This is a genomic window from Citrobacter sp. Ce104 (assembly GCF_030334595.1).
Lineage (GTDB): Bacteria > Pseudomonadota > Gammaproteobacteria > Enterobacterales > Enterobacteriaceae > Citrobacter > Citrobacter europaeus.
On record NZ_JAOWDP010000066.1, the window covers coordinates 205,687 to 228,518 of the forward strand.

A 22,832-nucleotide genomic window follows, 5' to 3' on the forward strand; every position below is an offset into this window, starting at 1 on the left:
TTTTAACGTCTGGCTGTAGCGACAATACCATCCTCATTCTACTGGGGGGTAGTATTTAATACTGGGGGGGAGTAGAATCAAGCAAAATTAAACAACTAAGAATCATTCTCATGGGTGAGTTTTCTACGCTTCTTCAGCAAGGCAACGCCTGGTTTTTCATTCCCAGCGCGATTCTATTGGGTGTGTTACACGGGCTGGAACCAGGGCATTCCAAGACGATGATGGCGGCCTTTATTATTGCTATTAAGGGAACCATCAAACAGGCGGTGATGCTGGGGCTGGCGGCAACGCTGTCGCATACCGCCGTGGTATGGCTGATTGCGCTAGGCGGGATGTATATCAGCAAAGCGTTTACCGCCCAGGCCGTCGAGCCCTGGCTGCAGTTTGTCTCGGCGATTATTATTCTCGGGACCGCATTCTGGATGTTCTGGCGGACCAGGCAGGGAGAGCAGAACTGGCTGGCCCAGACGCATCATGACCACGATCATGGGCATCATCACCACGCTCACGAGCATCACCATGATCATGACGGTCATCACCACCATCATGATGACCACGATGACGATCACCATCATCATCATGAACACGACCATGGCGCACTGGCCGGGCTGAACGAAGGTTCAAAAGAGTATCAGGATGCCCACGAACGAGCGCATGCCACCGATATTCAGCGCCGCTTTGCGGACAAAGAGGTCACCAACGGCCAGATATTACTGTTTGGTCTGACCGGCGGGTTGATCCCCTGCCCTGCCGCCATTACGGTACTGCTGATTTGCATCCAGCTCAAAGCCTTCACGCTGGGCGCGACCATGGTACTGTGCTTCAGCCTCGGGCTGGCGCTGACGCTGGTAACGGTGGGCGTGGGAGCGGCAATCAGCGTGCAACAGGCGGCCAAACGCTGGAGCGGATTTAACACGCTGGCACGCAAAGCGCCCTATTTTTCCAGCGCACTCATTGGCATGGTGGGGTTGTATATGGGGATCCACGGCTATCTGGGAATTGTCGGCTAACAAGCAAAGAGCGCAGCAGCGATTGCCGCCGCGCGTAAAACCAGATTAGCTTGCGACATTCCCCCACACCAGTTGCCCTTGATGGAAGGTCGCGGTGCGTGGGGAAATTCGCGCGACGGCTTCCGCCGAACAGGAGGCATCCACCAGCACAAAGCTGGCTTCATCCTGCGCTTTCGGCCAGACGCGCTCACCTTTATCGTTGAGCGGCAACACATCGCCAGTGGCGAGGAACAACGCCCGCGACAGGTTGAGTTCGTTGGGGCGAATATAGAGCTGCGCGTACAGATTTGCCTTTTCCAGCATGTCGCCCAGCCCGTACGGCGACCAGTGGTCAATCACGCTGTCAGTTCCGGTAATCACTTCCACACCTTTGTCACGCAGCTGTTTAAGCGGCATGTGCAAGGTACCGATCGGCACCGTCGAGGCAATGGTAATCTGCTGTGCCGCCATGCGGCCCGCCAACGAGTCTACCTGCTGTTCGTTCAACGTTGCCAGCGCAAACGCGTGGCTGATGGTCAGTTTGCCCTTTAACTGTGGCGTTTTCTCCACCGTCTCCACCATGTAATTCACTGCCGCCACGCCCGCCGGGCTGGTTTCATGCAAATGGATATCCACGCCTTTATCGTAATCCAGCGCAATCTGGAACATGGTGTCGAGGGATTTTTCCATCGCCCCATCGACGCTGGTGGGGTCCAGACCGCCGACATAATGCGCTCCCGCCTGCATCGCTTCGCGCATCAGCGGTTCAGATTTTGATAACAGCAGGCCATGCTGCGGAAACGCCACGATTTCACAGGTAAAACCCGGTTGGCGACGCGCCAGTACCGCCTGCAGGTTTTCGAGATTTTTCAGCCCGGAAACCGGTTCGATATTACAGTGGCTGCGCGCGATCGAGGTGCCTTTTGACTGCAGCAGATCGATGAGCTTTTCCGCGCGCTCCTGTGTGTAAGGCTGGAGTTCAGGCAGCAGCTTTTGTTCCAGGCGGATCATATCCTGAATGGTAGTGCCTGCCGGACGGTTCAGCGAGCGCCAGGGACCGCCGTAAAAGGTTTTATCCAGATGGATGTGCATGTCGCGCATGGCGGGCAGCATCAGCTTTCCTCCCGCATCATAGTGCGGCAGCGTCGCATCCGGATGCTGCTTATTCTCGCGCAGCGCAACAATTTTCCCGTCCTGGATTTCAACGGTTTGTAGCGCGGTACGGGTATGCACCACCACCGAATTATCGTAATCAAACCCGGCTTCCAGCAGGACGTTATCCAGGTAATAGTGCTTATCGTTAATCGTCATTGTGCTCTTCGACCCGCAGGTGTTCCCGACAGGATTAGCAGCATACGCGACCGGAGCCACTGCGCCAAACAGCGCGGCAGCTGTCACCATTTTTCCACTCTGACTTAAAAATTCACGGCGGCTGTTACTTTCCTTCATTCACGTTTCCTCTCAGGAATGGACAATATGGGTGCCCGTTTCGCCACGCAGTGCGGCAGGCAGGCATTCCGGTGTGGTGATGATCACTCGTCTACCGCCACGCTCCAGAAACGCCAGACTGGCAACGATCTTGGGTAACATGCTACCCGGCGGGAAATGCCCCTCCTGCATGTAACGGGCCATCGTTGCGACATCCACCGTATCCAGCGCCTGCTGGTTGGGTTTACCAAAATGAATACAGACCTGCTCGACGCCGGTGGTGATGACCAGAATGTCAGCGCGGATCTCCTGCGCCAGCAGCGCCGTGGAGAGATCTTTATCAATCACTGCGTCCACGCTCTGGTAATCTCCCTGCTCGCTACGCACCACCGGGATGCCGCCACCGCCCGCGCCAATCACCACAAAGCCTTGCTGGGTCAGCGTTTTGATCGCCTCCGCCTCGACAATGCGCTTCGGTTGTGGAGAGGCGACTACCCGGCGGTAACCGCGTCCTGAATCCTCAACAAAGCGCCAGCCCGGATTGACCCGCTGCAGTTCATCGCGCTGCGCTTCACTAAAGAACGCCCCGATAGGCTTGGTGGGGTTAGCGAAGCCCGGATCGTTTTTGTCGACCTCCACCTGCGTGACCACCGTGACCGCCTTCTGCTCGCCGCGTCGTGCCAGTCGGTTGTTCAGCGCCTGTTGGATCAGATAGCCGATGCCGCCCTGCGTATCGGCGACGCAGTTTGCCAACGGGGTAAGCGGCAGCCCTTCACGCTCGTGTGCGATTTCCGCACGCCGTAGATCCAGCCCAACCTGCGGCCCGTTACCGTGCGTCAGCACAATGTTGTAGTCCGATGCCAACATCTCCAGCACCGTATCCGCCACCGCTTTCACCGCTTCAGCCTGATGTTCAATCGACTGGCTGGCGTTATCTTTGATAATGCTGTTGCCGCCAATGGCAACGACCACAAGTTCTTTCATAGTGTTATCTTCCGCGTGCAGGCGATTCAGGTCGTTTTCGTCGGTTCCTGCTCTGGCGCAGTCACCGCTTCACGGCTATCAAGAACATGCTTGAGGACAAACATGCCGCTCATCATCAGGTAGGCCACAACAAACATCATCGAGCTGCCTTCGGCAAAGCCAACCGCTGGAGAGTGGATCACGCCAAACAGCGATAACAGCGCGCCAAAGGCTGCGGCAATCGCCCCGCGCAGCGGCTTATTCATAATGGCGAAGATAGCGACGCAGCCCCACAGCATGCTGGCCAGCGGCGCGCCGCTTCCCAGATGCACCAGTCCGTCGTAATAGACACCTTTGCTGTGCAGCAGATCGCTCCCCAGTTTCCCCGCAGATGTTCCGGCGGCCCCCATCACGCTGTTGACGATGGTCAATGCCCAGTTAGCAATCCACGGGAACAAGCAGATGAAGATAACGGGAACCTCGACTTTGGGCGTCTCCCGCACCACCTGGTTGGCGGTCACCACACCGATAAATACCAGAATCGGCACTATCGCGGTCATCGGAATAATGGCGAGCATAAACGCTCCTAACCCAAATAACGGCACCAGGAACATGGTGATCCCCGAAGCGAGGGTATAACCGATGCTGGCACCCATCGCTTTCCAGCCCGCATGCCCAACATACACGGTCACCGGGAACGGGTTGCCGAGCATGCAACCGAGCATGGAAGCAAAACCGTTCGCCATCATGACTTTACGGGTGTTGTACTCATCCCCCGCCGCATGCGCGCTTTCAATGTTCTCGAGGTCAAAAATGTAGTTCGCCAGACCCAGAGGAACAGCAGAAGCCAGATACGGCAGCGCGTGCGGCAAACCTTGCAGGAAGCTGTCGACATGGATTTCCGGTGGGTTAAAACCAAAGGAAGCCATCGACGATTTAATGGCCTCCGGGCTTTGCAAACCAGAGATCCACGCCAGGGCCGTACCAGCAATCAGCAGCAGCAAACCGGTAGGAATACGGGCAAAAATCGGCTTCTTACCGAACCAGTTAATGAAGATCAGCAACAGGACGATGAAAGAGACGGTCGGCGCTTCAAATGCCTGCAGCATCGGGTTCATCGCCAGCAGCAGCAACCCCAGGCCGGACAGACAAGACAGCAGTACCGTGCGCGGGATCATCTTGCGGATGGTCTCACCCAGGAAGGAGCCGCCCACCAGGATCAACGCTTCAACAAAACACCACACCAGCGCGATTTGGATAGCGAAGTTGGCATCTTTGGTTTGCTGATAAACCGGCATCAGCACCAGGAAGGTCACGGTAAAGATCGACGGTGCGCTCGGTCCGGATGGCAGCGCCGTCACGTCTTTACGCCCGGTGTGCTTTGCCATCTGCAGGCCAAACCAGGCATAGCAGACGCTGGCCACCAGAACCGCCAGACCAAAGGCTGGCGCAATGCGACCATAGACAATTTCGGTAGGGATCCCGACAACAAAAATGAGCAGCCCCATCATTGTCAGCAGGTTAGTCAGGTTGTTGGTCATCAGCCCAAAGTAAGCCGCCCAGTCACCACGTTTCCATTCTAGTTTTATGCTGTTCATGGAATATCCTTCACAGGTTAAGCATCGTTTGCGATCGCGGAGATCGCCCAGCCCTGCAGGTAAGCAACGTTTTTCGCTTCGCTACTGTGGGGCTAACCGCGTTAGCCCCGGTTATTGTTATTGGCAGTAGCGGTCGCGCCAGTTGAGGATCGCCTTTTCAAAACAGGCGAACGGCGGGTGAACTATTCCAGCGCCGATCATGCCGATCCCCGCATCTTTGTGCGCAATGGCGGTGTTGATCACTGGCAGAATGCCGGTGCTGCCCACGCGCGTAATATCGATAGCGGTCGGTACACCCATAAAACCAAGCAATGGAATGGTGACGTTGGGGTTTTCGCCGAGGGTGATTTCACGCATCTGGCGCGAAAAATCAACCGCCTCCTCGACCGTACCGCCCACCAGCGCCACGATGGCCGGTGCCGTCGCCATGGCGAAACCGCCAATGCCGTAGGTTTCGGTAATCGCACTGTCGCCGATATCGCGCCCGGAATCTTCGGGCTTGTAGCCCGCAAACATCGGACCAATCACCTGCTGTGCCGGACCGGTAAACCACTGACCCGGTAAGCCGCTGATGCGCAGACCGAACTCAACGCCGTTACGCGCCATCGTCGTCACCACGGTGCTGTATTCGATACCGTGTGCGGCGTCCATTGCGGCTTTACACATCGCCATCCAGGTCGGTCCGGAGAAGTAATCGCTGCTGAGGACGAACTCGAACACCTCTCGCTGTTGCTCAACCGGATAGCCGGTCTGAATAATCCACGGCGTCAGCGCCTGAATCAGCAGCGCCGTCCCGGCGTTGTTGCGGTTGTGACACTCATCGCCCATATGCAGCGCCTGAGCCAGCATCAGACGCAGATCGATTTCGCCCGCCAGCTTCATGGCGTCGCGCAGCATCGGTCCCATCACATCGCGCATCCAGTTCAGGCGCTCGATAACGCTCTGATCGTTCGCCCCCATGCGCAGGATCTTCGCCATCTGCTCGCTCATATTGGTATATGCGCGGTTGCCGTAAGTTTTGTTCTCAACGATGTGCATAAACATCGATGCCGAGGTCACGCCCGCCATCGAGCCGACACAGTCATGCTCGTGGCAGGGTGAGAAGATGATTTCACCCGAGGCGGCCAGTTCGGCGGCTTCATCCAGATCTTTCGCCAGCCCTTCAAACACCAGCGCACCGGTTACCGCTCCCTTCATTGCGCCGCACATTTTTTCCCAGCGGATTGGCGGCCCGGCGTGCAGGATGGTGTTACGGGTCATGCCCGGTACGACGTTGATCGCCTGGTCATAGCCAATCAGCACCGGATGCGACTGAATAATGCGTTCCAGCGCCTGCTGGTTAGCGGCAGCAATTTTGTCTGCCAGCGGCGAATCGGCAATGTCGTCCAGCGCAGCCACGACCTGCATGTTGCCCTGGCCCGGCGGCGTCCAGTCGAGTTGAGTCACGGGTACGTTTTGCTTTTTCAGGTCATCGCTGAACATCGCGATGCCGACGTTAATCACGTTCAGCGGCTGGTTAAACAGTGTCTGGCTCATCAGGCTTCCTCCCCCTTACAGATAAATTCACGCGCCAGCAATCCGGTGTTGGTGCTACTGCTCGCCCAGATAACGCCAGCATCGGTCAGCATCTGACACTGTTTTTCCAGTGACGGCGTATCAAGATCGGTTCCCAGCACATAGCCGAGGATCTCAAGCGGACGCCCCTCTGCGGCGGCGATCGCTTTGGCTTCAACGATCGCCTCAAGCATCACGCCAACCGGATCTTCATGCGATCCAAATCCAAGAACGAAGTCCATAACGATCACGCCGACTTCAGGATCGCGCGCTTCCTGCAACAGACGACTAATGCGGTTGGTCGGATCGATCATCGGGTGCGGTTTGCCGTTGGTAAAATCGTCATCACCGAAATCGAGGAAGGTATGCGCCACGCTGCGATTGAGATCCGTTAGGCGGAACGCCGGATCCGGATGAATGTTGCTATAAACTTCGGCATGTTTTTCCATGGCGGCAAACATCGCCTCATCGCACAACGTGCCGCCGCAGAATAAGCCACGGATGTACTTTTGCTGCGGGGTGAGGCGGGCGCGAACCTCTTCAATCAGCGGCCAGTTGAGCGGATGGAGATCCAGGCTCTCTTTTTTCACGCCGGTCAGCAATACCGCCTTCAATGCCGCCTCTTTAGTTCCGCGTGCAAACTGCAGACCTTTTTCATCTGCAGGCGCGGCTTCACGGCCGAGGAAACACACCACAACGGGCTTATGACAGGCGCGCGCACGTTCCAGCACCTTGCGCGCCACCGCGGTCGCAGGAGGTTTGGAAATAAGCGCAATGATCTCAGTTTGCGGATCGGCCTCCAGCATGCCAATCGCGTCAAGCATCATCAGGCCACCAATCTTTTCGCTCAGATCGCGCCCACCGGTGCCAATCAGTTGGGAAATCCCGCCGCCAAACTCGTGAATACGTACGCTCAGTTCCTGGCTACCGGTACCGGACGCACCAACAATCCCGATGTTGCCGCGACGCACCGCGTTGCCAAAACACAGCGCCGCGCCGTTGATAATGGCAGTTCCGCAATCTGGCCCCATCATCAACAGCCCTTTTTCATGCGCCAGCTGCTTAAGCGCCAGTTCGTCTTCAAGAGAGACGTTGTCAGAGAACAGCATCACGTTGAGGTTATTTTGCAGCGCCTGACGCGCCTCACGCGCGGCAAACAGGCCATTGACCGAGATCACCGCCAGATTGCTGTCAGCGACGTGCTTCTTCGCGCTGGCCAGCGTGGCATAGCGCGCTTCATGCTGACCGCCCTGCTCTTTATGCGTAAACAGATCGTCAATCGCCACCAGCGTCTGGTCATTCGCCGCCTCGCTGGCGCCTTTAATGACAATCATCAGGTCGCCACTTTTCGCCTCTTCAAGTTCAGGCGTCAGCAGGCCGAGATTCTTCAGTACACCCTTATTCATTTCTGTCGCCATAGCCACGAACGCCTGCTCAACGCCATCGAGCTTATTTGCGCGTGTGGAAATAGACATCAGTGAGACAGAATCAAAATACGTGTTCTTTTTAACAACTATCCTGATCGACATAATTCCCTCCGGACCTGTGGCTCAGGGCGCAGGCATCCGCCATGCCATACAGCATGTCGCAGCCAGAACTTGAGCCGATATTTTTAATGTCAGTAATATATTGCGTAGAAACGGGTTGTTGCTCAGTAATAATATGGTTCAGCAGCCGTCCGACGCTTTCCCGATAACGTTGATGAAAGGCTTCCTCCAGCGTTATTTTGCTGAGTAACGTTGTATTATTTCCAGCACGTTGTAAGGCAACTAAAAAACCTTCACGATATTTCCCCAGCGGATGCCCGGGAATAAATAGAATGGTGCTTAAGCCCACTAAATAATCATCCGATGAGGGCGTCAGACCAATCCCCAGACCAATTAAATGGCTGACCGCTGTAGAGATATTTTCTCCTGTATGTAACGCCGCCAGTAAAGTTTGTCGGCGGTTGAGTAATTGACGGGTGATTTCCTGATAAAACGGGTTATCTCCCTGGTACAAAAATAATGAGTCATCGCTTCTTAGCTGTTGGCGGATAAGCTCTTCCCAGCACAGCCAGCGGATTGCGGCAAGGCTTACTGCATCTGGCGTCCAGCGTGGTATGCGCCACGGCAGGCACCCGGAGGTTTCTATCCATTTATCGTTGCCAACTGCTATTCCCGACCTGGTAAAACTGACCCACTCACCGGGGTAAAACAGCTCTTCACAATGCGTCAGCGCCAGCCGACAGCTGTTAGGCGCGTTATCACAACCTTCACTCAGTAACGTCAGCAGTCGCTGCTGTTCGGGTATTAACAGGTTTACCGCGCGGGAAAAAACCTGTTCCACCCGTCCCGTTCCCCGGAAAGCGAGAAACGCGCCGTCTGCGGTTAGCGCCTGTACGCATCGCCGTGATGGCGTAGCGATAGTGGCGCTCCTCTGTCAGGCTCCGGCCGCAATCAGCAGTTCGGCAATCTCGTGATATCCTTTCTCCCGCGCCAGTTCCAGCGGGGTTTTACCGTATTTATCCGTCATGTGTGGGTTTGCGCCATGGTCGAGCAGCAGCTTAACGATTTCTTGCTGCTTCGCGCCGCCGTCATTAAGCACGATGGCTTCCAGTAACGGCGTCCAGCCGACAAAGTTGGTATGGTTAACATTGATATCGGTACGCAGCAGAAGTTCGCGGACGATCTCGACATGGCCTTTTTCGCTGGCAGGCGTAATACCAACGCCGCCAAACCGGCTCAGGCAATTGAGATCGGGGTTGGCCGGCAATACGATACGCAGCAACGTTAAATCATTAGTCAGACAGCTAATCAGGAATGGATTAAAACAGGTTTGATCCTGTTTATTAATATCGGCACCAGCGGCAATCAATAAAGAAACACAGTCATAATGCTTATTCAGGCTGGCAATAATAATGGCGGTGCGTCCCTGGCGGTTAGTGGCATTAATATCCACACTTTTTGCCAGGCAGGATTTTAATCCATCAGCACTGCCCTGCTCTGCCGCCAGCAGAAATTCAGTAATGAGTTCTTTCTCTGACATAATCGCTCTCCTGCAGTTTTTTAGACTTTTTAAATATCCAATAAGCTGAGAATAGCAACAGAGCGCAGAGAATAATATCCGCTTAAAATTCATTCATCGTAAGTGTGTCGATTATTGAATTATATTTAACAATGAGAACAAAACGTGCTGTAGTGCAATCTTTTCCTTATGACAGAGCTGCTTTTTGCCATTAATCAATAGTCAGGAAAATCAGGCGCGATGCTGCACGGATAGCGGCCTGCAATTAATATACAGAAGTGTGATTGCCTTCAAATCAAATGTAAAACTAGTGTTAAATTCTGTTCAAAACTGATTGCTCTGTATAAGGATTACAAATACATTCAACAATCATCGCATCGCGGATACGCGTTTGCCGCCGGAGGGGAGAAAGATGAATTCAATTTTTACCGAGGAAAACCTGCTGGCATTTACCATGGCTGCCCGCTATAGCAGCTTTAGCAAAGCGGCTGAAGAACTTGGCTTAACCACATCGGCAATTAGTTACACCATTAAGCGCATGGAGCTGGGGCTTGATGTGGTGCTGTTTACGCGTAGCACCCGTAGCATTGAGTTGACCGAATCTGGTCGCTATCTGTTTCGCAAGGCCACCGACCTGCTCAACGATTTCCACGCCATCAAGCGCAGCATTGATACCATTGCTCAGGGCATTGAAGCCCGGGTACGTATCTGTATTAACCAGCTGTTATATACCCCTCAACACACGGCGCGACTGCTGCAGGTACTCAAGAAACAGTTCCCTACCTGCCAGATAACCGTCACCACCGAGGTGTATAACGGCGTCTGGGATTCGATCATCAACAACCTTGCCAACATCGCTATCGGCGCGCCGGATACTTTACTGGATGGCGGCGGGATTGATTACACCGAGATCGGCGCGATCCGCTGGTCGTTTGCGATTGCCCCGGATCATCCGCTGGCTTTTATGCCTGAACCGATTTCTGAGAGCCAGTTGCGCCTGTACCCGAACATCATGGTGGAAGACACCGCGCACACCATCAACAAGAAGGTCGGTTGGCTGTTACACGGCCAGGAGTCGATCCTGGTTCCCGATTTTAATACCAAATGCCAGTGCCAGATCCTGGGTGAGGGCATCGGTTTTCTGCCGGACTATATGGTGCGCGAGGCGATGGAAAAGTCGTTGCTGGTCACGCGGAAGATCCACAACCCGCGTCAGGATTCACGGATGTTGCTGGCAACCCAGCATTCAGCAACCGGTCGGGTAACACAGTGGATTAAAAAGGAGTTTGGCCCACAAGGGGTGTTGACGGGAATTTATCAGGATTTGCTGCATCGGGAGTGATGCCCCGGACGGCGGTTATGCCTTCCGGGGTACGTAAGCTTTTCAGGCGCGAATATCGTCGTACTCACGGGTTTTATCAAACTCATGTTTGGCAAACGGGCACAGCGGAATAACTTTGCGGTTTTCGGCTCGCATTTTCTCCACCACCTTCGCCACCAGCTGTTTACCAACGCCCTGACCTTTCAGGCTGGGATCGACATCGGTATGTTCAATAATGCTGAGATGCTCACCCGTCGGCACGAAGACAATCTCGGCAACCTGATTGCCTTCAGCATCGTTAACATAAAACTTATTGTGGCCTGCAAGAATTTCCATGGTCCCCTCACTCATTTCTGGCGATATTTCAGCGCACCGCTCGGACAGGTATCAATCACTTTAATGACCGTTGCGACATCCACTTCATCCGGAATGATCCACGGTTTACGCTTCAGATTAAACAGCTTAGCGCTTCCCCGCACACAGTTGCCCGAATGCTGACATATCGCCGTATTGAAGTAGACATCGATCTTCTCGCCGGTATAGGCCCGGTAACCTGCATCCAGTAGTTCCTTATCCACGACATTGCCTCGCATTTTTTTATTGTCTGGGTCTAATCATAGACCTGTGCGAGGCCGAAGAAAGCAGTTGGCACCAGAAATATCACTCAGACCTTTTCTGCATCGACGGCTGCGGCTCTGGCGGCAAATACTCCAGCATCGCAGGCGTCGGCGGCGGCAGGCGGTTATCGGCGATATCCCTGTCCACATCGATATGACTGATTTCACCATTCTCATGATGGTGGACCGTCAGCACCCGCGCTTTGTTGAGTTCTGTAACCAGTTCCCGGGTAATGCGTAAACTTTCCGCCAGCTCATGGTCTTCCAGTCCGGGCCTGCGGCTGCGGCGTTCTACACGAAAACGATACTGGTTGTACTTCGCCCAGCTTATCAGCACCAGTCCGTTGACCAGCGCGACAAGGATGTAAAACGTGACCGTATCCAGCGTGGTGAAAAAGGGTCGCACGCCCATATAAGGTGAGTGCGCCAGAGCCGCGATCAGCCCTTTATAGATCAAATAGATAAATCCAACCCAGGCGATGACCGTCAACAGCACGTCAATAATGCGCGGCAACAAACGCCGCTCCGTAAAGATCAGTGGCTGGCTCATGATTCGATCCTCCCAATTCCACGGTCGGGACTCACCCAACGCGCCCTGCCGCGTTTGCGTTTGAGCATGACTTTCGGGAAAGCGACCAGCGTGGTGAACAGGCTTAGCATCCAGTACACCACCGGAAACCAGATAATCCAGAACAACGACGCGCCAATGCCTTTTTCGTAGCGCCGCTCAATCATCAGGCTCACCGCAAACTGCAGCAAGCACACCACGCCGAGGATAAGTCCGGTAAAGGCCGGCGGGAACAGATGTTGTACATACAGCGAGTCCGGCATCGGGATCATCAGCCCTAACAGGAACAACACGATACTGACAGCATAGGCAAACGACCAGGCGGTAGAAAAACAGAACTCAAGAAACAGCGGCCACATGCGGCGGAACTCCCACGACCACAGGCGGCGCATGTTAACGATAAACACCTCTGCTCCCCCCTGAGCCCAGCGCAGACGCTGCTTCCACAGCCCTCTTAACGTTTCAGGCATTAAGATCCAGCACAGTGCTCGCGGCTCAAAGAATACTGACCAGTGGCGCAATTGCAGCTTCCAACTGATGTCGATGTCTTCGGTGATCATGTCCGGGCTCCAGTAACCGACCTCGGCCAGCGCGCGACGACGAAACGCCGCAACCACGCCAGAAACGGTAAAGATCTGCCCATAGACTCGCTGTGTACGCTTAATCAAGCCGATAATGGAAGAAAACTCACCGACCTGCACCCGACCGATTAAGGTGGAGCGGGTTCGAATACGTGGATTCCCGGTCACTGCACCGACGCGCGGGAACTGGATAAGCGGAGCCACAATATAGGCAACGGCATCACGGTCCAATAACGCATCGCCATCAATACACACCAGGTAATCACTGCGCGCCGCGGCTGCCCCGGTCTTAAGCGCCAGCGCTTTGCCCTGGTTTTCAGCCAGATGAATCACCCGCAGACTGGGGTATTCCACAGCCAGTTGTTCCAGCACGTCGTGGGTATCATCCGTTGAACCATCGTTGATGGCAATCACTTCGATGTTCTTATATCGCTGCGCCAGCGCGGCCTCAATGGTTTCACGCGCATTGATCCCTTCGTTAAAACAAGGGATCAAAATGGAAACCAGCGGATTTCCCTGTAGCGTCGGCGGCGGCGTGTCATCTCCCCATTTCCAGTGGCGTTCACGGTAAAACCAGAAATAGACCCCGCCGCTTATCCACAATGCTGACATGAATAAGGGCCAGAAGAAGACAAAGTTCAACATCACTTCACCTGTAAAGACGACAGCCACGCCAAACGGCAGGCTGAACATCAGGCAAAGTATCAGGAAAGCAATAATGCGATCTGTCATTTTTGCGGGTACCAGTATGAGGAGAACGTCGAGCGAATCTCTGACATCTCAGGTTTGTCGCTGATGAAATCATCCGGGTAATAGCCGTAGTTACCTGCACCGCTTAATTTCAGTTGGCGCATCCATTCGGCTATTTGTTTTCCGCTGATTTCAGCCTCGTCCCCGGATTTACGCCAGTCTCGTGCCTGTAGTTCAAACACGGTTTTGTCCAGCGCGCCGGGCGTTTGTGCAACGGCATTCACTAATCTGTCGAGCCAGGCGTTGGCATCATTAGCCGGGATCTGCTCCATGAATGGCATCGCCATCGGTGCCGTCCAGTCATAGGTATTGAGGAAATCATTCAGATTCTGCGCAAACCAGGCTTCACTCTCCGGTTCCAGTACCGGCATCGCGTAAATATTGCGCGCAGTTTGCACCTGCGGACCGCGAATATTACGCACCGCCTGGGTCAGCTGTTTGGTGAAGTCGATCAGCACCTTACTTTTTAGTCGCGTCCAGCGCTCAAACGACTGTGGGTTGCTACGGATTTGCTCAATGCTGCCCGGAAGACCTGCGGCGCGGTAGGCGGCTACCGCCTCCGGTGACGCATCTTCAAAATCCGTCAGGAAAGCATCGTCGTGGAACAAAATCCCTTTAAAGCTGGCATGCTTCGCCAGGTCTTCATAGATTTCAGTGATGCGTTTACGCGCTTCGCTGTCCCAGGGAGACAGACGAACATAGTTCTCGCGGTTGATCGTAGTAAGGCCCGTTTTCGGATCCCAGGCGGTTACGCGTGGAATGGAAGCGTCGAGATCGAAAGCCAGAACCGGCATCCAGGCATACACCGTCACCCCTGCCCGCGTTTGTAACTGCCAGGAGATATAGTTAAAGAGGTCGGCGCGCATTGGCAGCCAGCGGTTGGGGAAATAGAGTTCGCGAATATTCCCGTCGCCTTTAGGATCGGCGTAGGCCTGCAGGAAGACATGAGAAATGCGCATGTCATAAACGCGCTGGATAAGCTTGTCGATGTTTCGCTTCTGCTGGGCCGGATCTTTGTCATACACGTAATCCAGATCGACATGCATCACGCGCATCGTCTGCGGTTCACGTACCTGCGCAACCTGGCTGGCAAAGCGCTTCAGAGAGGGGTTATCAGAGATCAGCACGCGTGGAATATCGTCGAGAAACGCGGCATTCGCCAGCCCTTCGTTGAGCGTGAAGGCCATCTTATAGCCATGATCTTTAGCCAGGTTTAACGTTGTGCCGTTGGCCGCGCCGTAAGGCCAGACCCACGCGCGCGGCGATTTCCCGGTCACCGATTTAATCTTATTGGTGATAAGAGAGATATCCGCGTTTATGCGTCGCGTGTACTGTTCGTCCGTTTCGTAAGCGCCGGTCTTCTTATCATACAGGCGGTTCGCCACCGCCGGTTCTTTACTTCCCTGCGGGTTGGCTTCGCCACCGAAATGCGAGTTCCAGGTGTGCGCACCGACTTCCACCAACGGCGATTTGCCCATTTCTTCGACCATTTTCCAGGTGGCAAATTTATCTCGCGCCGTCATTAGTCCGCCAAAATCGACCTTTTTGTTGGCGGGGGCATCAACCCAACTCCCTACCGGAGCCCAAAGCGCAGGCCAGTTGTAGGCTTTCAGCAGCGGCCAGACGCGGGTATAAAAACTGCTATATCCGTCATCAAAGGTGAGCAGTACCGCTTTTTCTGGCAACACGATTTTACCGTCATGGGCGTCCAAAATTTGCTGCACGCTGATCGGGTTATAGCCATTATCACGCAGCCACGCCATTTGGTCGCTCAACGCGCTGGTGCGCACAGAAAGATAGCGCTGGTCGGCGGCGCCATCCTCAACGTCGTGGTAGCCGAGCACCAGAAAGCTATTTTTCGGCCACGGATGATCCGCCGTCAGCGGCGTTCTCTGTGCGGGAGGAACATAGCGAGGCGTTGTATTGTGCGCGCTACTGCACGCGGTAATCATCAACCAGCCAGCGATTAATGCGCTAAGCCACAGGCATCTTTTCAGCATGAACAATCCTTAAAACCTGACATTTAAATCGAAAGCGAGGGAGATATTCCGCTCACGTTTACCGTCGTAGGGGCGTTTATCCCAAATCAGCATCACCCCACCATCTACGACGTTGTTCCATTTGAGCCGTTGTCCATATCCCACCTGAACGATGGCACCAGCGTCCTGGCCTTGCTGCCAGTAGCCACCGACACCTGCCAGGCCTTGCTGAGTCCAGACGGTGTCATAGTGGCGGTAAAGAACCTGCTCCGCGCTCAGGCCCGGAACAACGGAAAAATCACTCTTCGGGTTGTAATACGGCACATTCTCTTTGGTGTTAGTGCTCCCGCCGATGCCTGGGGTAAAGTCCAGAGTGAAGCGCGGCGTCGTCCACATGCGTTCTTTTCCGCTGAGTCCGTATTCGATGCGATCGTTACCATCTGAGAAATGTGATGCGGCGAACGACAGTTGATATTCACGTCGTTCGTTTTGATACCAGCGGACAAACATATCGCCGCCGTTGGCATACACGCCGCTACGCAGCGCGCGCAGTGGCGTATTACGCGACAAACGCTCGGCCGAACCGCCTACGCGCCAGTTGTCATTGAAGTCATGCCAACCGGAAAGACGTCCACCAATCTTCTGACCATCGCCATAATTTCGGCCAGACACTTCCATTTCCGCCCAGTAATCACGGGAAGTCCATTCCGCGCCTGCCGCCAGATCGCGGCTGATCCCCTTGCCTTCTTCAAATTCACCGGTAGCAAAGTTGAACCCGGTAAACAGTCGCCAGTTGTCGTTAATTGGCGGGGAGTAAATCGCCGTGTTGATGTTGAAATCATTCTTACCGCTGACCGGGCTATCGGAAGAGATCCCCTGCGTGCCGCTAATACGCACTTCCGACATTTTGTGGACATCACGAATACGCGCGAGGCGCAGTGTCGCTTCATCATCCGGGCTACGGGCGATAACATCATCCGTCAGTTCATCGGCTTGCTTCCACTCCTGGAGATCCAGCGCAACGTAAGCCTGCTGACGCTCCAGCTCCAGGTTGCTTGGCTCAATTACTTCCGCAAGCTTCAACTCTTTCTCCGCCGCATGTGGCAAGCCACGCGCTTCAAGTACAGAGGCATAAGATATGCGCAGTCCCTGGTTACCTGAGCCTGTTCGCGCCAGATGCTCTGCGAGCTTTTCTGCCTCTGGCAATTCATTGGCAGCAATATAGTATTGCGTCAGCAGCGACTGTCCGAGCAGCCAGTTATCGTTAGGCTGCGGCGTTGGCGAACCATAGATGCGTCGCAGGTACGGACTCTCTTTGATTAAGTTTTCGGCCTGCTTTTTAGCAGCATCAAAGTTTTCATTATCGATATGCGCGTAGAACAGATCCTGTTGATCCTCTGGGCCGAGCGGCATAACAGGAATCGGTCCGTTCGGATAGTAGATGCTCATCAGCATCGCTTCGGTTTTTTCTGGCTGGCGCTCGCTTAACCATGCCGATGCTACCCAGCGTTTTGCGTAGTTTGGCACTTCGCCGCTTGCAGACAGAGATTCGTATTCATTAATCACTTCAGAAGTACGTTTACGAACCAGCAAAGCGCCCATGCGGTCAATTCTCGCCCGACGAACATCATTCTGCGCGGATGGTTCATCCTTCCAGGCAGCCAGTAACTGGTCATAGCGGGCCAGGGCTTTATCCGCCACGATAAACCGTTCTTCTTCATTCCGTGCGGACGTATAGGAGGAACGTACCATTTCGGCGGCAGCATCAAGTTCAAGGCGACGCTTCACAGGAGCTGCTGTAGGTACTACCTCCGCCATATTTAGAGCGGGCCCGGAAACGCGGTTTGCTGACAGAGCAGATAGCAGCGTGGATTTTGCATTTTTATTATCTGGATCAACGTCATCTGCCTGGCTGGCAACCAACAGCGCGTCCCAGTTTTTCCCCTGGGAATGATAGACATAGGCAAGTAACGCGTCGGAGTCTGCGCCCGGATGCGCCTGTGCCCATTTATTCGCTTCAGTAAGGGCTTGCTGGTTGTAGCGAGCATCCGCCAATGTCATTATCCAGCCGGTACGTACGTCAACGTTGTCAGGTTCTTCCTGTAAAACGCTTTCCCATACCGCCAATGAATCATTCCAGTTTTTCTGGTTACGGTACGCACGAGCAGCGGCGACTTTGCCGCGCGCAGGCACTTCCATCTGCCCACGATAGCGCTGCCAGATTGCAATGGTGGTTTTATCGTTGTTCTCAACCCAACTGGAAACTTGCAGCCAGTCGGCAACCTGATTTGGCGATAGCGCGCTTTGCTTTCCCTGATCCTCAAGATAACGCAATAACGGCGCACTATTACCACTTCGCGCTTCAATAACCAAAGCGTCATAATCTGATACCGCTGCAGAGATTTGCATAGGAAAAAGAACGCTTGCCGTAAATAAACAGCTTAAAGACTTAAAACGTTTAATGAAGTTGGCATGTCGACGCATACTTAACATATCTGCCCTTATAACTTACATCAGAGTAAAAATAAGTGTTTTCAATAGATTACGGTCAATCCCTGACGGTTGCCGACCATGTAAGATGCACTATCGCTTATTTCGTAATAGGGTTATGAAGCAATTAATTCTTTCGTCTTATTGACTACCCGAGCCTCGTCCTCTAATCGTTGGAAAGGAGGCGTAAACTCAAAAATTTTATCACTCAGCGTAGTTCGTGGCTATGCGATAAGAAAACTCTTAGACAAAAAAAGTATTTTAGACCAAATTATCCTAATACTCTTGGGATTGAATTCTGGATTTAGATTAAGTTTGCATGACGAAACCTTGTGCTGCTGATAACTATTGCTGGTTAGCATAGCTACACCGCGCAACTGTTTGCATGGTAACTATTTTGCGAGATGGATAGAGAAAAATCTGATATGTGCACTCTGCTAAGAATAAAGATAACAATATACGTAATATAACTTAATTTCCGTCCTCAAACAGGACCAATAAGATGAAAATAAGGATACAGTTGCGAGAAGAATTAGGTACAGTAAAAATTCAATGAAATCAAACGAGTTTTTTAATCCATGAGTAAAACCTACCATAATTGGTATTTTGATATTCGACAGAATTCCTGCGCAAGAAATTGTGTTTTGCTCTACTCGGAAATGTATTTACCAACCTTGTGTATTATTGACAATATCAACCACAAACAACTTTTTAACCCTACAGATAGCAAGCTTAATTTTATTGAGCGTAGCGCTCTCAGCATAATTTTTTGCACTTACCTTCCCTTCAGCCTTTCAGGTAATCTTGACTAAGACGCCAACAGGGACTGAACAATGAAAATCGTTAACGCAGAAGAAGAGCACATCAACGCCATACGCGATATCTACGCCCATCATGTTATTCACGGTACCGGCAGCTTTGAAACTGACCCGCCGGATACCCGAGAGATGCTGGCACGTCTGGAAAAAATCCGCAGTCTGGGACTGCCGTGGGTTGTTGCGCTGCAGGAAGATAAGGTCATAGGGTATTGTTATCTCACTCGCTATCGCGAGCGTTATGCCTACCGCTATACCCTCGAAGATTCGATTTACATTGACCCGACGGCACAGCGTCAGGGGGCGGGAAAAGCGTTGCTCCGCCATGTCATTGACTGGGCCGAAACGCACGGTTATCGGCAGTTGATCGCCATCGTCGGCGACAGCAATAATCAGGGATCGCTGAAGGTCCATCAAAAGGCCGGATTTACGCAAATCGGCACGCTAAAGAACATTGGCTTTAAACATGGACTCTGGCTTGATACGGTATTACTGCAACGCAACCTGGGCGCAGGCGACAGCACCCTACCAGCAGATTCCGGTGCCGCTATTTAACACTACTTAGGGATGACTTCAGGATACTGCCCTCTGGTAACCCACAGCTAAATTTGTGTGACCCAAGCGCATAGTAATGCCTCCTGTCATCCGGCCAATATGTCGTACATTCAGACTAACAGAATAACAATCCCGGCATAACGTAGTTATTATTTAATTCTCAAATAGTTAAGCCTGTTAGAACGAAAAAAGCACCCGAACGTTAATGAACGGATGCTTTAAAAATACACTCACTCAGTTTTACTTAGCGGGCGGTCCCACCTGATGCGTCATAAGCATCGTAGGACTGACGTCTTTTCAGCCCGAAGTTGATTCATCCCTACGCGTGATGTTTCGCCAAATCCCTCCCGAAAGTCTCAGGTTTTCCGGACCGCTTTTCAGGATTTGAGTAACACATTTAAGGTAATTGTCCTTCCAGCGAGCAATGAAAGAAGACTGACTTTCGAATCTATGCGGAGAGACCATTTTCTCCAGCACAAAATGGATGCGCCCGTCTCGCCAAACCGGAACACCAAATACGGTTGGCAAGTGCATTTTCCAGGCAAGGCGAGAGCAAAAGGAAGAGTAGGTAATCTGCTGACCGAAAAAGTCGATAGTCGGCGCACTCAAATTCAGCGCACCGTCTATCGCCACCACAAGCGACTGCCCACTATGTAAGGTCTGCATGCATGCCCTGACCACGTCCGCTTCGCTTTTATCGCTAACCGAAATCAATCGCTCACCGTAGCCCCCTTTGAGCACGCCAGGAGTGGAAGCCACCCATTTGCTGTTCATCTCCAGCAAAGACAGGATCATCGGCCCGGCATACATTGCGCCCAGATGAGCCGAGACAATAATGCAGCCACGCTGATCGAGCTGCAGTCCTCGGAAAAACTGCTCAACATGCGATATATCGGCCAATCGGTACATGGGTTCGTCGGCCTGCTCTCCTCGGCATTCAAGCCAGTCGAGGAGAAAATTATCTGCAAGATAGCCCCACTTCGCTCGGCGCTCCCATTCATGGCGCTCGATACCTGACTGTTTGCCGGCAATTTCCCATGCCCAGTCAAGGCGCTCATGCGGCAGGTTAACGGCGGAAATTTTCCCATCAAGCGCCAACAGCCCCTCCTCGAATGACTGAGGCAGATGATTTCCCCTGGCCCGAACATAGTGTGCAAAAACGTTTTCCGCTTCGCTTGTTTTCCCCGCCTGTAACAACGCCGCCGCGGCATAACGGTTCCATTTGCTCGTAACCCCTTTTTCCTTTGCCAGTTGTACAAATTGATCGCTGGCAGCAGCGTATTGCCCCACCTGACGCAGCGCTCGAGCATACATTGCTCTGACATAATGAAGTTCAGGATGACAAGCGAGCGACTGTTGCAGCAACGGAATGGCTTTCTCGTTCTGACCCGTTCTGATTAAGGCATCGGTATACAGGGTCACGATACGCAAATTATCAGGGGTAAAACGTAGGGCATGACGCCAATGCTCAGCGGCCTGAAGCTTCACTTTCTGGCTGCGGCCGGATTGATAGCAGGCAAGCCCCAGGCTACGACGCAGCGCAGCGCCATCTAACCCACGGGCTAATGCGGATTCTCCAGTCTGAATGGCTTCCTGATATTTGCCAACAGCGCAGAGCGTATCAATCGCCAGACCCGCCGACTCCTGCTTTTCTAAAGCGAAGAAAGGGAGCAATGCGCAGGCCAGGTCATAATCGCCTGGTAGGGGGCTTTTATTTAAGAAACTGAGGCAGGTCGCAATCATATCTACCCGTGGGGGAACTTCCTGCGCCTGAATTCTGGCCAGCGAGATTGCCTGTTGCCCTTTATCCGCCAGAGTCAAGCTGCGCAAATGGAGCGCAAAAATTTTGCTGTTACCAGAAAAAACGAGCCGTGCCCGCTCGGTTAAATCAGCAACAGTCGTATATTGTTTACTTTTAAGCAGTGCGCTTGCGACCAGCAGAACATCATCCGGCTGGCACGCATTCACCGCCAGCAGTTTGTTAACCACCTGTAGTACAGTGTCCCGATGATGTGATGCCAGCGGCGAAATAACCCATCGTCGCAATAAATTACGACTATTCCTTGCCGTCAGCACACGGTCGGACAATAACGCCATCCCGGCATCTGTTTCATCTTTACGTAAACACGCAATGGCGAAGAGAATAATATTCTGCTCATTTCCGGCACTATCGAGCACTTTTTCAGGATGCTGAGCAAAATAGCGGTATAGCCCATCCCAATCCTCTTGTTTGAGCAGGGTGGTAGGCGATATTTTTTCACATGTAGAGAGCAAGCTCATCGTTTTTCCTTAATAAGCTTTATTCACGCATCCGCCTGATGGTTATCAGGAGCGAGGTCACCAGGTACGCGATACCCAGCAACACAAAGAACAGTAACCACTTTGTACCATCGGCATAGCGGGTGGTGTCCGACACCACCATTGGTTGAGAAATGATCAGCAAATACCGCCTCTCACGTAGCGCTTGCAGCTTCCCCTGCTGTAAGGTTTGTAACGCAGATTCCCAGCGTGTTTTAGCGATTTCACTCTGCAGGCGAAGATCTTCAAACAAAGACAAACTTTCTGAAGATCCCTGCGACCCTAACTTATTGGACAGACGGTTACGCTGCTCGCCGATCTGCTTTTCCAGGACCTTGATTTTGGCCGACAGTCTGGGAATAAGGGGGTTTTGATCCAAACCATTAGCCATTAATTGCGCATATTCCGCTTTCGCCTCCGCCAGTTGCGTTTCAAAACCTGCAATCAGTTGATAAATCGCGGTCACTGTTTCCTGTGGTTCAATATCTTTTTGTATATGCTGTATTTTTAGCAATTCAAGCCGAACCGCCCCCAGATTTTCCTGGGCCGATTTAACATCGTTCTCCAGCCATAATATCCGTTCCTGCTGCATCCGCGCTGAAACGGTATTAACGTGCTGTTCCGCAAAAGCCAAAATACGCTGGGCAAAAAACTCAGCCTGTTCCGCACTCCGTGCCTTCACGTTTAAACGCAGCATGCCCTGTTGAATATCAATAGCGACCGAGACTTTTGATAAATAGTAACGATAGGGATCATCATTAATTCCCAGCGGCGCGTGATAGCGGGAAAATAATGCGATATCATCTTGCGCAAAATAAGATAAAAAGCCGAGTTCTTTTTCCATCCGATCCATCATTTCTTTCGAAAGAATAAACTCGCGAACCTGAAAGCCTTCTGACATCTCATTACCTGCGCCAAAGAAAGCTGTTCCAGAAAAATTATCCTGGCTGGCATCAGTTTGCACAATAAAGGTGGCATCCGCGCTGTAAAAACGCGAGGTTAATAACCACGACATAAGCATAATAATCAGTAGCGGCAAAGCAATATAAAGAAAGAGTCGACGTAGCGATCGTTTGGCTTGCTGAACACGCCGTTCTTTAATAACCAATGATGCTCTACGGACAGAATCAGCATCCGTCGCAGACCAGACTGAGTCTGGTCGATTATGACTTATCGATTCTGCCATTTTTTCCTTCTGGCGAAGGGCGCATTCTTCTTTTTGTTGCAGTCGCGAGGCTCGGCTTTCTTCTGCTACCTTCGCCCTTCCTTCTTTCCATTTTTTAATACGTTCTGAATTTTCCACACGCTATCCGTATATTT

Annotated in this window: 18 protein-coding genes; 3 read left to right on the top strand and 15 right to left on the bottom strand. The window is 52.8% G+C overall.

What is annotated here, in order from left to right; translation table 11 throughout:
• Positions 1-110: 110 nt before the first annotated feature.
• Entirely contained in the window at positions 111-1,010 is a 900-nt protein-coding gene (locus OGW16_RS17275; protein ID WP_047408958.1) for a nickel/cobalt efflux protein RcnA, read from the top strand.
• Positions 1,011-1,055: 45 nt separating this feature from the next.
• On the opposite strand, the gene OGW16_RS17280 is transcribed toward OGW16_RS17275, so the two are convergent.
• From OGW16_RS17280 to OGW16_RS17310, 7 genes are all read right to left on the bottom strand, one after another.
• Entirely contained in the window at positions 1,056-2,438 is a 1,383-nt protein-coding gene (locus OGW16_RS17280) for an amidohydrolase family protein (protein ID WP_286518649.1), read from the bottom strand.
• A 12-nt stretch (positions 2,439-2,450) separates the two neighbouring features.
• On the bottom strand, positions 2,451-3,401 hold the full coding sequence (locus OGW16_RS17285; protein WP_047408952.1) for a carbamate kinase family protein: 951 nt from the start codon (positions 3,399-3,401) through the stop codon (positions 2,451-2,453).
• Positions 3,402-3,427: 26 nt separating this feature from the next.
• A complete protein-coding gene (locus OGW16_RS17290; RefSeq protein WP_047408949.1) occupies positions 3,428-4,978 on the bottom strand; it encodes a hypothetical protein in 1,551 nt (516 codons plus the stop codon).
• 117 nt (positions 4,979-5,095) lie between these two features.
• Positions 5,096-6,514 (bottom strand): YlbE family protein, encoded by a 1,419-nt coding sequence (locus tag OGW16_RS17295; RefSeq protein WP_047408946.1) that lies wholly within the window; start codon positions 6,512-6,514, stop codon positions 5,096-5,098.
• Positions 6,514-8,061, bottom strand: a complete 1,548-nt coding sequence (gene fdrA / locus OGW16_RS17300; RefSeq protein ID WP_080626138.1) for an acyl-CoA synthetase FdrA — start codon at positions 8,059-8,061, stop codon at positions 6,514-6,516. The genes OGW16_RS17295 and fdrA overlap by 1 nt, the downstream gene beginning before the upstream one ends.
• Entirely contained in the window at positions 8,039-8,860 is an 822-nt protein-coding gene (locus OGW16_RS17305) for an oxamate carbamoyltransferase subunit AllH family protein (protein WP_286518650.1), read from the bottom strand. The genes fdrA and OGW16_RS17305 overlap by 23 nt, the downstream gene beginning before the upstream one ends.
• Before the next feature lie 93 nt (positions 8,861-8,953).
• A complete protein-coding gene (locus OGW16_RS17310) occupies positions 8,954-9,559 on the bottom strand; it encodes an ankyrin repeat domain-containing protein (protein ID WP_047408940.1) in 606 nt (201 codons plus the stop codon).
• A gap of 391 nt (positions 9,560-9,950) precedes the next feature.
• Here OGW16_RS17310 and OGW16_RS17315 point away from each other — a divergent pair, with 391 nt between their 5' ends.
• On the top strand, positions 9,951-10,880 hold the full coding sequence (locus OGW16_RS17315; protein WP_043017460.1) for a LysR substrate-binding domain-containing protein: 930 nt from the start codon (positions 9,951-9,953) through the stop codon (positions 10,878-10,880).
• Between the two features lie 42 nt (positions 10,881-10,922).
• Here OGW16_RS17315 and OGW16_RS17320 read toward each other — a convergent pair whose 3' ends face one another.
• The 6 genes from OGW16_RS17320 to pgaA all read right to left on the bottom strand — a co-directional run bounded on the left by OGW16_RS17320 (position 10,923) and on the right by pgaA (position 17,847).
• Positions 10,923-11,195 carry a GNAT family N-acetyltransferase gene (locus tag OGW16_RS17320; RefSeq protein ID WP_003033869.1) on the bottom strand — a complete coding sequence of 91 codons (273 nt, stop codon included), beginning with the start codon at positions 11,193-11,195 and terminating at the stop codon, positions 10,923-10,925.
• Positions 11,196-11,206: 11 nt separating this feature from the next.
• Positions 11,207-11,437, bottom strand: a complete 231-nt coding sequence (gene yjdI / locus OGW16_RS17325; RefSeq protein ID WP_047413384.1) for a 4Fe-4S mono-cluster protein YjdI — start codon at positions 11,435-11,437, stop codon at positions 11,207-11,209.
• Positions 11,438-11,519: 82 nt separating this feature from the next.
• The gene (gene pgaD / locus OGW16_RS17330) at positions 11,520-12,026 is read right to left on the bottom strand and encodes a poly-beta-1,6-N-acetyl-D-glucosamine biosynthesis protein PgaD (protein WP_043017461.1); all 507 of its coding nucleotides are present in this window, start codon (positions 12,024-12,026) and stop codon (positions 11,520-11,522) included.
• Positions 12,023-13,357, bottom strand: coding sequence for a poly-beta-1,6-N-acetyl-D-glucosamine synthase (gene pgaC / locus OGW16_RS17335; protein WP_043017462.1), 1,335 nt, complete (start codon positions 13,355-13,357; stop codon positions 12,023-12,025). The genes pgaD and pgaC overlap by 4 nt, the downstream gene beginning before the upstream one ends.
• Positions 13,354-15,375: a poly-beta-1,6-N-acetyl-D-glucosamine N-deacetylase PgaB gene (pgaB, locus tag OGW16_RS17340; RefSeq protein WP_286518651.1), complete on the bottom strand. Its 2,022-nt coding sequence runs from the start codon at positions 15,373-15,375 to the stop codon at positions 13,354-13,356. Before pgaB ends, pgaC begins: the two co-directional genes overlap by 4 nt.
• Positions 15,376-15,384: 9 nt before the next feature.
• Entirely contained in the window at positions 15,385-17,847 is a 2,463-nt protein-coding gene (pgaA, locus tag OGW16_RS17345; protein WP_286518652.1) for a poly-beta-1,6 N-acetyl-D-glucosamine export porin PgaA, read from the bottom strand.
• 830 nt (positions 17,848-18,677) lie between these two features.
• On the opposite strand from pgaA, the gene OGW16_RS17350 reads away from it, so the two are divergent.
• Positions 18,678-19,214 carry a GNAT family N-acetyltransferase gene (locus OGW16_RS17350; RefSeq protein ID WP_200001241.1) on the top strand — a complete coding sequence of 179 codons (537 nt, stop codon included), beginning with the start codon at positions 18,678-18,680 and terminating at the stop codon, positions 19,212-19,214.
• Positions 19,215-19,511: 297 nt separating this feature from the next.
• On the opposite strand, the gene vexE is transcribed toward OGW16_RS17350, so the two are convergent.
• Together vexE and vexD are read right to left on the bottom strand one after the other, a co-directional pair.
• Entirely contained in the window at positions 19,512-21,494 is a 1,983-nt protein-coding gene (gene vexE / locus OGW16_RS17355) for a Vi polysaccharide transport protein VexE (RefSeq protein ID WP_286518653.1), read from the bottom strand.
• A 19-nt stretch (positions 21,495-21,513) separates the two neighbouring features.
• Positions 21,514-22,815, bottom strand: coding sequence for a Vi polysaccharide ABC transporter inner membrane protein VexD (vexD, locus tag OGW16_RS17360; protein ID WP_043017467.1), 1,302 nt, complete (start codon positions 22,813-22,815; stop codon positions 21,514-21,516).
• Positions 22,816-22,832: the final 17 nt, after the last annotated feature.

Bases quoted from the DNA above. Each gene is read 5' to 3' on its own strand.
- OGW16_RS17275 (WP_047408958.1), top strand. From the start codon at position 111: ATGGGTGAGTTTTCTACGCTTCTTCAGCAAGGCAACGCCTGGTTTTTC.
- OGW16_RS17280 (WP_286518649.1), bottom strand. From the start codon at position 2,438: ATGAAGGAAAGTAACAGCCGCCGTGAATTTTTAAGTCAGAGTGGAAAA.
- OGW16_RS17285 (WP_047408952.1), bottom strand. From the start codon at position 3,401: ATGAAAGAACTTGTGGTCGTTGCCATTGGCGGCAACAGCATTATCAAA.
- OGW16_RS17290 (WP_047408949.1), bottom strand. From the start codon at position 4,978: ATGAACAGCATAAAACTAGAATGGAAACGTGGTGACTGGGCGGCTTAC.
- OGW16_RS17295 (WP_047408946.1), bottom strand. From the start codon at position 6,514: ATGAGCCAGACACTGTTTAACCAGCCGCTGAACGTGATTAACGTCGGC.
- fdrA (WP_080626138.1), bottom strand. From the start codon at position 8,061: ATGTCGATCAGGATAGTTGTTAAAAAGAACACGTATTTTGATTCTGTC.
- OGW16_RS17310 (WP_047408940.1), bottom strand. From the start codon at position 9,559: ATGTCAGAGAAAGAACTCATTACTGAATTTCTGCTGGCGGCAGAGCAG.
- OGW16_RS17315 (WP_043017460.1), top strand. From the start codon at position 9,951: ATGAATTCAATTTTTACCGAGGAAAACCTGCTGGCATTTACCATGGCT.
- OGW16_RS17320 (WP_003033869.1), bottom strand. From the start codon at position 11,195: ATGGAAATTCTTGCAGGCCACAATAAGTTTTATGTTAACGATGCTGAA.
- pgaD (WP_043017461.1), bottom strand. From the start codon at position 12,026: ATGAGCCAGCCACTGATCTTTACGGAGCGGCGTTTGTTGCCGCGCATT.
- pgaC (WP_043017462.1), bottom strand. From the start codon at position 13,357: ATGACAGATCGCATTATTGCTTTCCTGATACTTTGCCTGATGTTCAGC.
- pgaB (WP_286518651.1), bottom strand. From the start codon at position 15,375: ATGCTGAAAAGATGCCTGTGGCTTAGCGCATTAATCGCTGGCTGGTTG.
- pgaA (WP_286518652.1), bottom strand. From the start codon at position 17,847: ATGTTAAGTATGCGTCGACATGCCAACTTCATTAAACGTTTTAAGTCT.
- OGW16_RS17350 (WP_200001241.1), top strand. From the start codon at position 18,678: ATGAAAATCGTTAACGCAGAAGAAGAGCACATCAACGCCATACGCGAT.
- vexE (WP_286518653.1), bottom strand. From the start codon at position 21,494: ATGAGCTTGCTCTCTACATGTGAAAAAATATCGCCTACCACCCTGCTC.